Raw genomic sequence first — 15,365 nt, forward strand, 5'->3', positions numbered from 1 at the left:
TCATGCGACGTTTGCCGATCATCACGCCCCCCCCCGAACGACTCGCCGGCCGGCGCGCCCTGCTGGCGGCGGCCGGCCTAGCGCTGACGCTGCCGAAGCTGGCGGCCGCGGCGCCGGGCTCTGCGCCTGCTGCGGCGCCTGCGGTCGCGCCTGCATCCGCCGCTGCGGCGCGGGCCAGCGCGCCCTCGCCTTCTTCGTCCGCTGCTGCGCCCGCACCGGTCGCCGCGGCCTGCCATCCGGCCACCGACTGGGCCGCCTTCGCGGGGCGCCACATCCAGCCCGACGGCCGGGTGATCGACTTCAGCACGGCACAGCAGCAGTCGACCTCCGAGGGGCAGTCGTACGGCCTGTTCTTCGCGCTGGTCCACAACGACCGCGCCACCTTCGCGCGCGTGCTGGCCTGGACCGAGGCCAACCTCGCGGGCGGCAGCCTGGCCAAGCAGTTGCCGGCTTGGCAGTGGGGCCGCAAGCCCGAAGGCGGCTGGGGCGTGCTCGACGCGAACTCGGCGTCCGACTCGGACCTGTGGATCGCCTACGCGCTGATGGAGGGCGGCCGGCTCTGGAACGAAGCCAACTACCGCACCCTCGGGCGCGCCGTGCTCGCCATGGTGGTGCGCGACGAGGTGATCTCGCTGCCCGGGCTCGGCCGCATGCTGCTGCCCTGGCCCAAGTCGGTGGCCAGCGGGCCGCTGTGGCGCCTCAACCCGAGCTACATGCCGCTGCAGTTGCTGCGCTACTTCCAGCAGGCCGACCCCGCAGGCCCGTGGAACGAGGTCACGGACAACACGCTGCGCATGTTCGGCGGCGTCACGCCCAAGGGCTTTGCGCCCGACTGGTGCGCCTGGTCGCAGAGCGACCGCGCCTTCGTGGCCGACCCGCTGAAGGGCGTCACCGGCAGCTACGACGCCATTCGCACGTACCTCTGGGCGGGCATGCTGTCCGACAAGGACCCGGCGCGCAAGATGCTGCTGCTGAACCTGCGCGGCCCGCGCCTGCAAATGGCCGACGGCCATCCGGTGCCCGAATTCGTCGACACCGTGACGGGCGCCGTGCGCGGCATGGCGCCGCTGGGTTTCTCGGGCGCGATGCTCCCCTACCTGAAGGCGGTGAACGACACCGACGCCCTGGCCGCACAAGTCGCGCGCGTGCCGGGCGGCCGCGTGCCGCCCCGTGCGCCGAACGACACCACCCCGCCGGTGGCGCCTTTGCCTTACTACGAACAGTGCCTGTTGCTGTTCGGCCAGGCCTGGCTCGACGGCCGTTATGAATTCGGCCGAAACGGCCAGCTGCAAACCTCATGGAGAACGCTATGCCGTCCCAATCGACCGGCTTGAAGCCGCAGCGTCCCTCTGGCGTCGCCACGCTCCTGCCGACACGCACGCCGGGGCGCCTGTCGTCCCAGTCGCAGCAGTGGATGGCCTGCCTGGGCATGCTCGCCGCGCTGTGCACCGCCAACCCCGCGCACGCGCAGGCCGACGCCACCGCGGCGCTCATCGAGCAAGGCAACTACTGGCAGGCCCAGGGCCGCGCCGACCTGGCCGAGGAAAGCTGGAAGAAGCTGCTCACCGTCAACCCGCGCTCGGCCGACGCGATGTACGGCATGGCGCAGGTCGAGCTGTCGCGTAACAACGCGGAGCCCGCGCGCGGCTGGATCACCCGGCTGCGCGCCGCCGCCCCGAACGACCCACGCCTTGCACGCCTGCAGCAGCAGGCCCAGCAGCCCGGCCAGGCCGGCAGCACGCTGCAGCGCGCCCGCGCCGCCGCGCGCAGCGGCCGCGCCGCCGAGGCCGTGGAGCTGTACCGCAGCCAGTTCGACAACAAGGCGCCGCCCGAGGCGCTGGCGCTGGAGTACTACCAGGTGCTCGCCAGCACGCCCCAAGGCGCCGACGAAGGCCGCAAGGGCCTCGAAGAACTGGTGAAAGACCACCCCGACAACGCCAACTACCGGCTCGCGCTGGCGCAGCAGAAGACCTACAGCGAACCGACGCGACGCGCCGGCATTCGCGAGCTGGTCGAGCTGAGCAAGCAGCCCGCCGTGGCCGGCGCCGCGCGCGCGGCCTGGCGCCAGGCGCTGATCTGGCTCGACGCACGCCAGCCCGACGTGCCGCTCTACCAGGACTACCTGAGCAGCAACCAGACCGATGCGGCCGTGGCCGCCCGGCTGGAAACGCTCACCACCGCCAAGGCCGCCGCGGCGAACACGCCCGACGTGCCCGTGGGCGAAGGCTTCAAGGCGCTGGACCGCGGCGACGCGGCCACCGCCGAGCAGCGCTTCCAGCTGGCGCTGCGCACCAAGGCCGACGACACCGAGGCCCTGGGCGGCCTGGGCCTGGTGCGCCTGCGCCAGGAGCGCTTCGCCGAAGCGCAGGAGCTACTCGAACGCGCGGTGCGCGGCGGCGGCAGCAAATGGAATTCCGCGCTGCAAAGCGCCACCTACTGGACGCTGGTCGGGCAGGCCCGCGCCGCGCAAGGCAAGAACGACCTGCGCGGTGCGCAGTCGCTGTACGAGCGTGCCGTGCGCATCGACGGTCGCGAGCCCGTGGGCCAGAACGCGCTGGCCGACCTGCGCGCCGCCGCCGGCGACTACGCGCAGGCCGAACAGGGCTACAAGCGCGTGCTCGAAGGCAAGCCGCAGAACACGCAGGCGCTGCGCGGGCTGATCTCGGTGTACGGCCAGACCGGCCGCCCCGACGAGGCCCTGGCGCTCGCGCGCCGCCTCACGCCCGAGCAGGCCACGCAACTCGGCGGTCTGCGCGACATCCAGGTCGAGCAGGCACGCACCCGCGCCCGCCAGCAGGCCGATGCCGGCGACGCGGCAGGCGCGCAGCGCACGCTCGAAGACGCGATGCTCGCGGCGCCCGACAGCCCGTGGGTGAGGCTGGACCTGGCGAACATCTACCGCAAGCAGGGCATGGTGTCCGAGGCACGCGGCGTGATGGAAGGGCTGCTGATGTCGCAGCCGGACATGCCCGACGCGCTGTACGCCAGCGCCCTGCTCGCGTCCGAAACAGGCGACTCGGCCGCCGGCATCCAGTACCTCGAACGCATTCCCGCCGCATCGCGCACGCGCGAAATGTCCGGCCTGCAACGCCGCCTGTGGGCGCAGTCGCAGGCCGCGCGCGCACTCGCATTGGCGCGCCAGGGCCAGGTCGATGCAGCCCGCGGCGTGCTCGTCCAGGCCGAGTCGGCGCTGAGCACCGACATGCCGGCCGAACTGTGGGGCCAGCTCGCGGGCGCCTACGCGGAAATCGGCGATGCGCCTCGCGCGCTCGCCATGAGCCGGCAACTGCTCGCGCGTTCGCCTACTCCGAGCATCGGCGACAGGCTGCTGTACGCGTCGGTGCTGCTCAAGACGAAGCAGGACATCGAGCTGTCCGCCGTGCTGCGCCAGCTTGCCGGCGTGAACATGACGGCCAGCCAGCGCAACGACTTCGACAGCCTGCGCGTGGCCTTTGCCCTGCGCCAGGCCGACGCGCTGCGCGAGGCCGGCAACCTGGAAGCCGCCTACAACGCGATGGCGCCGGTGCTGGCCGAGCGACCGAACGATCCGCAGGCCATGGGCGCTCTGGCACGCATGTACTCGGCGGCGCGCGACGAGAGCCAGGCCCTGGCCCTGTACCAGCGCATTCTTCAACGCAACCCGACCGACCTGGACACCCTGCTGGCCGCTGCGGCCAGCGCCAGCGCGCAGCGCGAACACGGCGAGGCCGAGAACTACGTCATGGCCGCGCTGAAGCAGGCGCCCGACCAGTCGCGCGTGCTGGCCGCCGCCGGCCGCGTGTACCGCAACGCAGGCGAAAGCCGCAAGGCCGAGCAGTACCTGCGCGCGGCGGTGGACGCTGAACGGCAGGTCGCCTCGGGCGGTGCACCGGGCGGCATGCCGATGCAGATGGGCGGCGGCAACCCCTTCGCCGGCATGACCGGCAGCGGCGCACCGGGCGCGGCCGTGCCCACGGGTTACCCACCGGCCAACGGCAATCCGTTCGCGCAGCAGGCGCGCATGCAGCAGGTGTCTTATCCCGCCGCGGCGGGTGCGGCACCGGTCTACGCGCAGGCCTACCCCGCGGCGGGTTACCCCGTGAACCCGCAGCAGGCCTACCCCGCCTACCCTGGCGCCGCGGCGCCGAACGCCTACCCACCGGGCGCCCTGCCCTGGGGTTCCGCAGCACCGGCCTCGAACGCAAAGGGCCGAGCGGCCACGGCCAAGGGCTCGACACGCACCGCGCGCAACAACGCGAACAACAACACACCGCAAGCCTCGGCCTATGTCGCACCGTCGATGCAGCCGATGCAGCAGTACCCGGTGCCCGGCACGCAGCAAGTGGCGCCGGTCTACATTCCGCAGGGACAGCCCGGCGGCTATCCGGTGTATCCGCAAGCCAACGCGGCCTATGCGCAGGCCAACGCGCCGCGCAGCGAACCCAGCTGGAACGCGCCGCTGCGCGCCGCGCCGGCGAACACGCTGACCTCGGAGCTGCAGGACCTGGAGGCGCAGCGCGCCGTGAGCCTCACCGCGGGCACCGTCTTCCGGAACCGCGCTGGCGAGGCGGGCCTGAGCCGGCTGTCGGACTTCCAGCTGCCGGTGCAGGCGCGCTTTCCGGTCGGCGAGGGCAAGATCGTCGTGGGCGTGACGCCCACGGTGCTCGACGCCGGCACGCCCGCCAGCAACTACTCGACCCTCAGCCGCTTCGGCGGCGGCCCCACGGCCGTGGCCAGATCGCTCGCCGCGCTGAACGACCCCAGCCAGCAGGACAAGACCGAACCCGGCCAGCAGAACGCCTCGGGCGTCGGTCTGAACGTGGGCTACGAGGGCAAGAACTTCGATGGCGGCATCGGCACCACGCCGCTGGGCTTTCCGACCACCAACGTGGTCGGCAACGCGACGTTCAAGGGCAGCTTCGGCGACTCGTGGAACTACAAGGCGGACGTGTCGCGCCGCGCGGTGACAGACAGCGTGCTGTCGTTCGCCGGCGCGAAGGACGCGCGCACCGGTGATCGCTGGGGCGGCGTGGTCGCCACCGGCGTGCGCGGCGACATCGGCTACGACGACGGCACCTACGGCGCGTACACCTACCTCTCGGCGCACGGCATCACCGGCAAGAACGTGGCCAGCAACTCGCGCGTGGAAACCGGCGGCGGCGCCTATCTGCACCTGCTGAACAACCCGGGCTCCAAGCTCACGCTGGGCATGAACATCGGGCTGATGGGCTACGAGAAGAACCTGAGCTACTACACCTTCGGGCAAGGCGGCTACTTCAGCCCGCAGAGCTTCGTGAGCGTGGCCTTCCCGGTCGACTGGACCGGGCGCTCCGACCGGCTCGCGTGGCGCGTGAACGCGTCGCTGGGCGTGCAGTCGTTCACCCAGAAAACGTCGCCCTACTTCCCCACCGACTCCGCGCGCAACGCCGAAGCGCAGCGCGTGGCGAACCTGGCGACGCAACTGGGCTTCAGCAGCACCGTGTACAACAACACGTACCCCGGCACGTCGAAGACCGGCCTGGCCTACAACCTGGCCGCGGTGCTCGAGTACCAGCTGGCGCCGAAGATGTTCCTGGGCGGTGCGCTGGGCTTCAACAATGCGCAGAACTACCGCCAGTTCACCGGCAGCGTGTACCTGCGCTACATGTTCGGCGGCCCCAGCACCCTCGGTGCGCCGGGCTACGGCAGCGGGAGCGGCACCACGCTGAACCCGATGAGCTCGCCGTACACGCCGCTTCTCTGACGCGCGAGCCGGGGCACCGCGCCCCGGTTCGGTTGCTCAGCTGGCCGCAGCGGGCAGCACGATCGTGCCGATCGGCGCGTCGGTGCCCCACAGGGGCGCCTGCTCGTATTGCGCCACCCACTGCACGATGTCCTTGGCGGCCATCGGCCTTGCAATGCCATAGCCCTGGGCCAGCGTGCAGCCCATGGCGAGCAGCACCTCGCCCAGCTTGGCTGTTTCCACGCCCTCGGCCACCGCGGTGAGGCCGAGCGCGTTCAGCAGCGCCAGGATGCCCTGCACGATGGCGCGGTCCTGTTCGTTCTCGGCCATGCCACGCACGAAGGACTGGTCGATCTTCACGGCCGACACCGGCAGCTGGCGAAGGTACGTGAGTGACGAATAGCCGGTGCCGAAGTCGTCGATGGTCACGCCCACGCCCAGCGCCTTGCAGGCCTCCACGAACAGGGCCACGTTCGCGAACTGGCTGATGGCCGTGGTCTCGAGGATTTCGAGCTCGAGCATGCCCGCGCCCAGCTTGGGAAACTGCGACAGGTGGCGCGCCAGCCGGTCGACGAAGTCCCAACGCATCATGTGGCGCGGAGCCACGTTCACGCTCACCGAAATCTGCAGCCCCTCCAGGCGCCACTGGTGCGCCTGCCAGAGCGCGGTGGCGATGGCCCAGTCGCCCACCTGCTCGACCAGCGCATCGTCTTCGATGAGCGGCACGAACTGCACGGGCGGCAGCAGGCCGCGCTCGGGGTGCTGCCAGCGGATCAGTGCCTCGACGCCAACCACCACGCCGCGCTGCATGTCGACCTTGGGCTGGTAGACCAGGAAGAACTCGCCCTGCAGCAAGCCTTCCTGGATGCGCTGGCGCTCGCGCACGATCTGCTCGTCGGCGCGCGCCTGCGGGGCGTCGAAGTAGTGCACCTTGCCGTCGGCCGCGCGCTTGGCGAAGAAGGCTGCGTGCTGCGCCTGGCGCAGGGCGGTCTCGGGCGGCGGCCCATTGCTGTCGAGCATCATGGCGCCGATGCTGGCGTCGATGCTGGCGGGCTGGTCGCGCCAGGCCCAGGGCTCGGCCAGCGCGGTCTGGATGCGTTCGAGCACCTGCGCGCACTGCGAAGTGCCCAGGCCGGCGAACACGGCCGCGAACTCGTCGCCGCCCACACGGGCCATCACGCTTTCGCGGGGCAACTGCGCCTGCACGCGGCGGGCCACCTCTTCGAGCGCGGCATTGCCCGCGACCATGCCCAGGCGGTCGTTCAGCTCGGCAAAGCGGTCGACGTCGATGTAGCAGACGGCCGCCAGGCGCTTGCCTGCGCGGGCCCAATCGGCCATCAGCGGGCGCAGCACTTCATCCGGCGGAAGGCGCGCCGAACCGTCGTGATACGAGGTCAATGAGGCGGGAGGTTGCGTGTTCGACAAAAGACTGTGGCTCCGGGAAGTCGCGGACTATTGTTCTCCCAATTCGGGGCGTTCTGCGCGTCGGTACCCAGAATTGTTACAGCCGCGGTGTGCGCACAACACTCGTGCATGCATCCCGCGACGCGGGCCTGCCGGCTTAGCCACAGAACGCTCCCACCACGCGGCCCGTGGATTCGATCTGCACGTTGAGCCGCATCATGTCCTGCGCCGGGTCGGCGCTGTCCGTGGCCAGCACGACGCGGGCCAGACTGGCGCCTGCGCGCTGGCGCATTTCTTCCAGCAGCGGCGGGCTCGCACGCAGGCCCAACCCGAAACGCGCGTCGGCGGCCCGGCAGGCGTCGGGCGGCGCGGCGAAGCTCGGCGGCTCAGGCACCTCGGATGTGAGCGGCCTGTCCTTCGGGGGCGACTGGCAGCCCGCCACCAGCAAGCTCGCTCCCATCGCCAGGCCCAGCGCCCGCAGTGCAGGCCGGATCCCGTCTCGACCATTTGTCATGCGCATTTTTTTCTTGCTCCTTGAAACTGGGCGAGAGCTTAGGGGACCCGGCGGCGGCTCCGCGCCACAGGTTACGCCAGCGCGGCGCAAAGCATCAACTAATTCACGCCGCCGCGGGCCGGCCCTGCGTTCGAGGCGTATGCTGAAACCGACGCCCGCACCCGGGCCCACCGGCCGCCCCCTCCATGACACAGCAGCAGCCTGCCTCCACCGTTTTCCTGATCGACGTCGACAACACCCTTCTCGACAACGACCGGGTCATTGCCGACCTTCGCGCGCACCTCGAGGACGCCTTCGGCGCCGAAAGCGCCAGCCGCTACTGGACGGCCTTCGAGCAGTTGCGCAGCGAACTCGGCTACGTCGACTACCTGGGCGCCCTGCAGCGCTACCGCGCCGAGGAAAGCCGCCACGGCATGAGCGACTCGCGGCTGCTGCTGATGTCGAGCTTTCTCATCGACTACCCCTTTGCCGAGCGGCTGTACCCCGGCGCGCTGGAGGCGCTGAAGCACCTGCGCCGCCACGGGCCCACGGTGATCCTGTCCGACGGCGACGTGGTGTTCCAGCCGCGCAAGGTGCAGCGCTCGGGCCTGTGGGAGGCCACCGACGGCCGCGTGCTGATCTACGTGCACAAGGAGCAGATGCTCGACGCCGTCGAGCAGTGCCACCCCGCTGCGCACTACGTGATGATCGACGACAAGCTGCGCATCCTGTCGGCCATGAAGGCCATCTGGGGGCCACGTCTGACGACCGTTTTCGTGCGGCAGGGGCACTATGCGCTGGACACGCAGGCCATTGCCGCCTACGCCCCGGCCGACATCACCATCGAACGCATCGGCGACCTGATCAACTTCGACTTTCCATCGACATGAGCCAAGCCACCAACCCACTCGCGGGCCAGCCCGCCCCGCTCGACCTGCTGGTCAACGTGCCGCGCCTGATCTCGGCCTACTACACCGGGCGGCCCGACCCGTCCGTGGCCAGCCAGCGCGTGGCCTTCGGCACCTCGGGGCACCGCGGCTCTTCGTTCGACGACGCCTTCAACGAATGGCACGTGCTGGCCATCAGCCAGGCCATCTGCGACCACCGCAAGCAAAAAGGCATCGACGGGCCGCTGTTCCTGGGCATCGACACGCACGCGCTGTCCACGCCGGCCTTCAACAGCGCGGTGGAAGTGCTCGCGGCCAACGGGGTCGAGCTGATGGTCTCGAAGGACGACGAATACACGCCCACGCCGGCCGTGTCGCACGCCATCCTGGTCTACAACCGAGGCCGAACCACAGGTCTGGCCGACGGCATCGTCATCACGCCCTCGCACAACCCACCCGAGAGCGGCGGCTTCAAGTACAACCCGCCCAACGGCGGACCGGCGGGCACCGACATCACCTCGGCCGTCGAAGCGGCGGCCAACAAGATGCTGGCCAGCAACCTCGAGGGCGTGAAGCGCATGCCGCTCGCACAAGCCCTGCGCGCCTCCACCACGCACCGGCACGACTACCTGAACACCTACGTCGAAGACCTGGCGCAGGTGCTGGACATGGACGCGATCCGCGGCGTGAACATCGACCTGGGCGTCGATCCGCTGGGGGGCGCAGGCGTGCATTACTGGCCCGCGATCGCCGAACGCTACAAGCTCTCGCGACTGAACGTGCTGAGCCAGGAGGTCGACCCGACCTTCCGCTTCATGTCGCTCGACTGGGACGGCCGCATCCGCATGGACCCGTCATCGCCCGACGCCATGCACAAGCTGATTGCCCTGAAAGACCGCTTCGGCATCGCCTTCGCCTGCGACACCGACCACGACCGCCACGGCGTCGTGGCGGGCAGCACGGGGCTGATGCAGCCCAACAGCTACCTCGCGGTGATGATCGACTACCTCTACACGCACCGCCCGCAGTGGCCCGCGCAGGCCGCTGTCGGCAAGACGGTGGTCAGCAGCCAGATGATCGACCGCGTCGCGGCGCGGCTGGGGCGCAAGCTGTACGAGGTGCCGGTGGGCTTCAAGTGGTTCGTCGACGGGCTGGTCGACGCCTCGCTGGCCTTCGGTGGTGAAGAGAGTGCGGGCGCGACCTTCCTGCGCCACGACGGCTCGTTGTGGACCACCGACAAGGACGGCATGGTGCCCGCCCTGCTCTCGGCCGAGATCGCCGCGCGCACCGGGCGCGACCCGGGCGAGCGCTACGCGGAGCTGACGCAGGCGCTGGGCCATCCGGTGTCCGACCGGGTGGACGCGGCGGCCACCGTCGAGCAGAAGAAGCGGCTGTCGAGCCTGTCGCCGGAACAGATCCGCTCCACCGAACTGGCGGGCGACAGGATCGTGAACGTGCTGAGCCATGCGCCGGGCAACGGCGCAGCCATCGGCGGTGTGAAGGTCGCGACCGAGAACGGCTGGTTCGCGGCGCGGCCTTCGGGCACGGAGAACATCTACAAGATCTATGGCGAGAGCTTCAAGGGCAAGGAACACCTGGCGCGCATCCTCGAAGAGGCGCAGCACGTGGTGGACGGGGCGCTCTCGGGAGCTTGACCCCATGCAGACGCTGGTGCTGCGCCTGAACCCGGGCGACGACCTGCGCGCGTCGCTCGATGCGGCGTTGGGGCAAGCGAACGCGCAGGCCGCGTTCGTGGTCTCGGGCATCGGCAGCCTGCGCGGGGCCAGCGTGCGCTTCGCGGGTACCGAGACGCCGGCACGCATCGAGGGCGACCTGGAAATCCTCACGCTGGCAGGCAGCCTGTCGCCCGACGGTTCGCACATTCACATGAGCGTTTCGGACGGCGAAGGCCGGGTCTTCGGCGGGCATGCGGCGCCGGGGTGCGTGGTGCGCACCACCGCCGAAATCCTTCTCGCCCTGCTGCCCGACTGGCAGTTCGCACGCACGCACGACCCGCTCACCGGCTATGCCGAACTGATGCCACGCCGCAAGCCCTGAAGCCCGGACTTTCAGCCTTCCAGCGACTCCACGCGCAGCGTCACCACCGGGCCGGCCACTTCGGCGCGCGCCTGCAGCGCATGCACCGCCAGGTCCAGCGTGCCCTGCACCACGGGCCCGGTCAGCACCAGCACCTGCGGCCCCGAGCCCGGCCGATCGGTCGCCAACGCGACCTGGCGCACCGGCACGCGCTGCTCCGCGAGGCAGGCCGTCACCGCCTGGACGTGGCTCGCGACGGCGACCGGCACGCGCAGGTAGTGCGACGTGAACACCGCCGCGCGGGGCAGCACGGCCAGCGCGTTCGTCGCATGCGCGTGAACGCCCAGGTGCGGCACGTGCTGCCGGGCGTGGACGCCGTCGAGCCGCGCCACGTCGACCAGGTCTGCAATCACGGCGGAGGCCGTCTGCTCCGAGCCTGCGCCCGCGCCGTAGTACATCGTGAGGCCTGCCGCATCGCTCTTGACCATGACGGCGTTCATCGAGCCGTTGACATGCGCCATCAGGTGCCCGGCCGGCACCAGCGCGGGCTGCACGCGCAGCTCCACGCCGTTCGGCTGCCGGCGCGCCACGCCCAGCAGCTTGATGCGATAGCCGAGTTGCTCGGCGCAGGCCACGTCCGCCCCCTGCAAGGACGTGATGCCCTCCACCTGCGCATCCGCAAAGCGCAGCGGCATGCCGAAGGCGTTGGCGGCGAGCAGGGTCAGCTTGTGGGCGGCGTCGATGCCTTCGATGTCGAAGCTCGGGTCGGCCTCGGCGTAGCCCAGCGCCTGGGCTTGCGCGAGCGCGGCGGCAAAGTCGAGGCCCTCGTCGCGCATCTTGCTGAGAATGAAGTTGGTGGTGCCGTTGATGATGCCGGCCACCCACTCGATGCGGTTGGCCGCCAGGCCTTCGCGCAGCGCCTTGATGATGGGGATGCTCACGGCCACGGCGCCTTCGTAGGCCACGACCACGCCCTGCTGGCGTGCGGCGGCGAATATTTCCGTGCCGTGGACCGCCAGCAGCGCCTTGTTGGCCGTGACCACGTGCTTGCCGTGCGCAATGGCGGCCAGCACCCAGTCGCGTGCGGCGCCGGTGCCGCCGGCGACTTCCACGACCACGTCGACATCGGGGTGCGTGGCGACCTGCATCGGATCGGCCGTCAGCGCCACGCTGTCGCCCACGATGCCCTTCGCCCTCGCCAGGTCGCGCGCCGCGACGATCACCAGCTCGATCGACCGGCCGGCACGGGCCGTGATGTCGGCCCGGTTGCGCGCCAGCACGCGAAACGTGCCGGAGCCCACGGTGCCGATGCCGATCATCCCCACGCGCAGGGTACGTGTGGCCGCCTGGTCGTTCAGGCTGTGCAGGGGCTCGAGGGATTCAACGGGATCGCGGTACATGGACATCTCCAGACGAAAAAACAAAACCCAGCTGCCAGAGCTGGGTTCATTCGTTCGGGGAGAGAGCGATACACCAGGTGGCTGCCGGAACGGCCACCTGCGCGTGTCAGGTGACCGCGGTGGTAATGGTGGTAATCATTCGAGCAACAACCATCGCCTGCGCGGAGGCAGACGGCATCATGCGAGCCATGGAGGCTGCGGCGGATGCGGGGTAGAAGTTGTGGCTCGTCATGAAGGCCCGGAGTGTACAGGAGGCTTTTGGCCGCACGCTCAGGGCGCGGCCGACAGCCGCTTCTCGAGCCACACGCTGTAGCGCGAGAGGCCGAAGCACAGCACCCAGTACACCAGGGCAATGAAAAGGTAGCCCTCGAGGTAGAACGGCCGCCACGTGGGGTCGCCGCCCAGCGCCAGGCCCAGCGCGCCTGTCAGCTCGAACAACCCGACCACGGTGACGAGCGACGTGTCCTTCAGCGTGCCGACCACGCTGTTGGTCAACGCGGGCACCACCAGGCGCAGCGCCTGCGGCAGCACGATGTCGCGCTGCACCGGCCAGCGGCCGAAGCCCAGCGCCATCGCCACGTCGGTCTGTCCGCGCGGCACGGCCTGCAGCCCGCCGCGGATGATCTCGGCGAGGTAGGCCGCCACGAACAGCGTGAGGCCGGCGAGCACGCGCACCAGCACGTCGGGCTGCCAGCCGGCCGGCCACAGCAGCGGGAGCAGGAACGACGCCATGAACAGCACCGAGATCAGCGGCACGCCGCGCACCAGCTCGATGTAGCTCGCGCTCAAGGTGCGCACCACCGGCCAGCCCGAGCGGCGCCCCAGCGCCAGCAGCAAAGCGAGCGGAAACGCCAGCGCCAGCCCGACCACCGCCAGCCCGATGGTCAGCGGCAGGCCGCCCCAGCGGCTGGTGGGCACGGGGGCCAGGCCGAGCACGCCGCCGCGCATCAGCCCCACGAACAGCAGCAGCGCGACGGCCCACAGCGGCAGCAGCCACCAGCGCCAGCTGCGCGGCCAGGCGCTCAGGACCGTCACGGCCGACAGCACGACCACTGCAATGGCCGGACGCCATTGCTCTTCATAGGGAAAGCGCCCGAACAGCATCGGGCGCCACTTCTCCGCCACCACGCCCCAGCAGGCGCCGTGCTGCACCGCGCGGCAGGCCTCGGCGTCGGGCCGGAACACCGCGTGCACGACGCCCCATTCGACGAAGTGAAAACCGCCCCATGCGAGCAATGCCAGCAACAGCACCGTCGCCAATGCCCGCAGCGGCGAACCCCACAGTTCGCTGCGCCACGCGATGGGCCCCTGCGCGACGTTCCTCATTGCCAGCCCCGCAAGGCGACGCGCGCGTTGTAGCGGTTCATGCCGAAGGAAATCAGCAGCGACAGCACCAGGTAGATCGCCATGATGATCGCGATGCACTCGAAGGCGCGGCCGTTCGAGCCGATGGTGGTGTTGGCGACGGACACCAGTTCCGGATAGCCCACGGCCACCGCCAGCGACGAATTCTTGGTGAGGCTGAGCAACTGGTTGGTGAGCGACGGCACGATCACGCGCAGCGCCTGCGGCAGCACGACGATGCGCAACTGCTGCCCCGACGACAGCCCCAAAGCCTGCCCCGCCAGCACCTGCCCTTGCGACACCGACAGGATGCCCGCGCGCACGATTTCGGCCACGAAGGCGGCCGAATAAAAGGTGAGGCCCGCGACGATGGTCACGTACTCCGGGCTCAATGCCGCGCCGCCGCTCACGCCGAAGTCGCCGCGCTCGGGCCACTCGAAATGCGTGGGCCACCAGCCGCCCTCGCCCGCCACCGGCCACGGCACGGCCAGGCCGCCCTTGCTGAGCCACACGCCCGGCAACAGCCGAACGGGCTCGGTCGGATCGGGCAGCAGGTTGGCCATGGCGAAGGCCAGCATCAGCAACTGCACCAGCAGCGGCACGTTGCGCAGCAGCTCGACATACGCAGTGCAGATGCCGCGCAGCAGCACATGCGGCGCCAGCCGGCCGATGCCGATCAGCGTGCCGAGCACGACCGAAAAAATGGCCGCGGGCACCGCCGCGCGCACCGTGTTGATCAGGCCTGCCAGGAAGGCGCGCCAGAACGGCTGGCTCGCATCGAAGTCGAGCCAGCCCTCGCTGATGGAGAAGCCCGCGGGCTCGGTCAGAAAGTCGAAGCCGGAGCGCACACCACGCGCGCGCAGCACCTCCAGCGCGTGGTGGACCACCCAGACCGCGCCGGCCACCACGGCCAGCACCAGCAGCGCCTGGACGACCCAGGCCAGCCAGGCGCCGCGGCGCGAGGCCTCAGGACTCATCGAACCGGGGGTGCGTAGATGAGGCCGCCCTTGCTCCACAGGTTGTTGGAGCCGCGCGGCAGCTTCAGCACCGACTTCGGTCCGACGTTGCGCTCGAACATTTCGCCGTAGTTGCCCACGGCCTTGATCGCACGGAACGACCAGTCCTTGTCCAGGCCCAGCAGCTTGCCCAGGTCTTCACCGGTGCCGACCAGGCGCTGCTGCGCCGGGTCCTTGCTGTTGGCCTTGAGCTCGTCGGCATTGGCCTGCGTGACGCCGGCTTCCTCGGCCTCGATCAGCGCGTTGGGCACCCACTTGGCAATGGCGAACCACTCGTCGTCGCCGCGGCGCACCAGCGGCGCGAGCGGCTCCTTGGAGATCAGCTCCGGCAGGATGAGGTAGTCGTCGGGGTTCGGCGCTTCCTTGTTGCGCAGGCCGGCCAGCGCCGAGGCGTCGGTCGTGAAAGCCTGGCAGCGGCCCGAGAAGAAGGCCTTGAACGAGGCCTCGAAGCTCTCGAACACGACGGTCTTCACCGGGATGTTCAGGCCTCGGAAGTAGTCGGACACGTTCTTCTCGTTGGTGGTGCCCGACTGCGTGCAGATGGTCGCGTTCTTCAGTTGCTTGGCGCTCGTCACCTTGAGCTTCTTCGGCACCAGGAAGCCCTGGCCGTCGTAGTAGGTGATGGTGGTGAAGTTGAAGCCCAGCGACGCGTCGCGCGTGAGGGTCCAGGTGGTGTTGCGCGCGAGGATGTCGATTTCGCCGGCCTGCAGGGCCGAGAAGCGCTGCTGCGAATTGAGCGGCACGAAGTCGACCTTCTTGCCGTCGCCGAGCACCGCCGCCGCGATGGCGCGGCAGGTGTCGACGTCCAGGCCCGACCAGTTGCCCTGCGTGTCCGGTGCGGAAAAGCCCGCCACGCCGTTGGTCACGCCGCACTTGACGGTGCCGCGTTGCTTGACGGCGTCGAGCGTCTTGCCTGCGAAGGCCGGCGCGGCGACGGCCAGCGCGAGGACGGAGGCGGCGGCAAGCAGTGCCGGGCGGAATCGATTGTTCATTGGTGGTTCTCCTCAACAGTAAGCAAAAGGCAGTGTACGGGCCGACCCCGACTCTGCCAAAGAACTCCGGGTTGGATGCATATGCACCGCA

Annotated in this window: 11 protein-coding genes; 5 read left to right on the forward strand and 6 right to left on the reverse strand. The window is 70.0% G+C overall.

Annotated elements, in window-relative coordinates; all coding sequences use genetic code 11:
• Positions 1-2 precede the first annotated feature (2 nt).
• Together bcsZ and ACSFA5_RS30985 are read left to right on the forward strand one after the other, a co-directional pair.
• Complete coding sequence (gene bcsZ, locus ACSFA5_RS30980) at positions 3-1,334, forward strand: cellulose synthase complex periplasmic endoglucanase BcsZ (RefSeq protein WP_435447883.1); 1,332 nt, start codon at positions 3-5, stop codon at positions 1,332-1,334.
• Entirely contained in the window at positions 1,310-5,722 is a 4,413-nt protein-coding gene (locus ACSFA5_RS30985; protein WP_435447884.1) for a cellulose biosynthesis protein BcsC, read from the forward strand. The genes bcsZ and ACSFA5_RS30985 overlap by 25 nt, the downstream gene beginning before the upstream one ends.
• A 36-nt stretch (positions 5,723-5,758) precedes the next feature.
• Here ACSFA5_RS30985 and ACSFA5_RS30990 read toward each other — a convergent pair whose 3' ends face one another.
• Both ACSFA5_RS30990 and ACSFA5_RS30995 read right to left on the reverse strand, forming a co-directional pair.
• On the reverse strand, positions 5,759-7,099 hold the full coding sequence (locus tag ACSFA5_RS30990; protein WP_435447885.1) for a putative bifunctional diguanylate cyclase/phosphodiesterase: 1,341 nt from the start codon (positions 7,097-7,099) through the stop codon (positions 5,759-5,761).
• Positions 7,100-7,262: 163 nt separating this feature from the next.
• On the reverse strand, positions 7,263-7,619 hold the full coding sequence (locus ACSFA5_RS30995) for a hypothetical protein (protein ID WP_435447886.1): 357 nt from the start codon (positions 7,617-7,619) through the stop codon (positions 7,263-7,265).
• A gap of 185 nt (positions 7,620-7,804) precedes the next feature.
• On the opposite strand from ACSFA5_RS30995, the gene ACSFA5_RS31000 reads away from it, so the two are divergent.
• From ACSFA5_RS31000 to ACSFA5_RS31010, 3 genes are read left to right on the forward strand one after another with little or no spacing between them, the layout of a single operon-like run.
• Positions 7,805-8,488, forward strand: a complete 684-nt coding sequence (locus tag ACSFA5_RS31000) for an HAD family hydrolase (protein WP_435447887.1) — start codon at positions 7,805-7,807, stop codon at positions 8,486-8,488.
• On the forward strand, positions 8,485-10,140 hold the full coding sequence (gene pgm / locus ACSFA5_RS31005) for a phosphoglucomutase (alpha-D-glucose-1,6-bisphosphate-dependent) (RefSeq protein WP_435447888.1): 1,656 nt from the start codon (positions 8,485-8,487) through the stop codon (positions 10,138-10,140). Before ACSFA5_RS31000 ends, pgm begins: the two co-directional genes overlap by 4 nt.
• Positions 10,141-10,144: 4 nt before the next feature.
• A complete protein-coding gene (locus tag ACSFA5_RS31010; protein WP_435447889.1) occupies positions 10,145-10,543 on the forward strand; it encodes a PPC domain-containing DNA-binding protein in 399 nt (132 codons plus the stop codon).
• An 11-nt stretch (positions 10,544-10,554) separates the two neighbouring features.
• Here ACSFA5_RS31010 and ACSFA5_RS31015 read toward each other — a convergent pair whose 3' ends face one another.
• The 4 genes from ACSFA5_RS31015 to ACSFA5_RS31030 form a co-directional block, all read right to left on the reverse strand.
• Positions 10,555-11,922 (reverse strand): homoserine dehydrogenase, encoded by a 1,368-nt coding sequence (locus ACSFA5_RS31015; protein ID WP_435447890.1) that lies wholly within the window; start codon positions 11,920-11,922, stop codon positions 10,555-10,557.
• A 270-nt stretch (positions 11,923-12,192) separates the two neighbouring features.
• Positions 12,193-13,248 (reverse strand): amino acid ABC transporter permease, encoded by a 1,056-nt coding sequence (locus tag ACSFA5_RS31020; protein WP_435447891.1) that lies wholly within the window; start codon positions 13,246-13,248, stop codon positions 12,193-12,195.
• Complete coding sequence (locus ACSFA5_RS31025) at positions 13,245-14,243, reverse strand: amino acid ABC transporter permease (RefSeq protein WP_435447892.1); 999 nt, start codon at positions 14,241-14,243, stop codon at positions 13,245-13,247. Before ACSFA5_RS31025 ends, ACSFA5_RS31020 begins: the two co-directional genes overlap by 4 nt.
• A complete protein-coding gene (locus ACSFA5_RS31030) occupies positions 14,240-15,274 on the reverse strand; it encodes an amino acid ABC transporter substrate-binding protein (protein ID WP_435447893.1) in 1,035 nt (344 codons plus the stop codon). Before ACSFA5_RS31030 ends, ACSFA5_RS31025 begins: the two co-directional genes overlap by 4 nt.
• Between the last annotated feature and the right edge of the window lie 91 nt (positions 15,275-15,365).

This window comes from Variovorax monticola, from assembly GCF_051216855.1.
Classification (GTDB): domain Bacteria; phylum Pseudomonadota; class Gammaproteobacteria; order Burkholderiales; family Burkholderiaceae_C; genus Variovorax.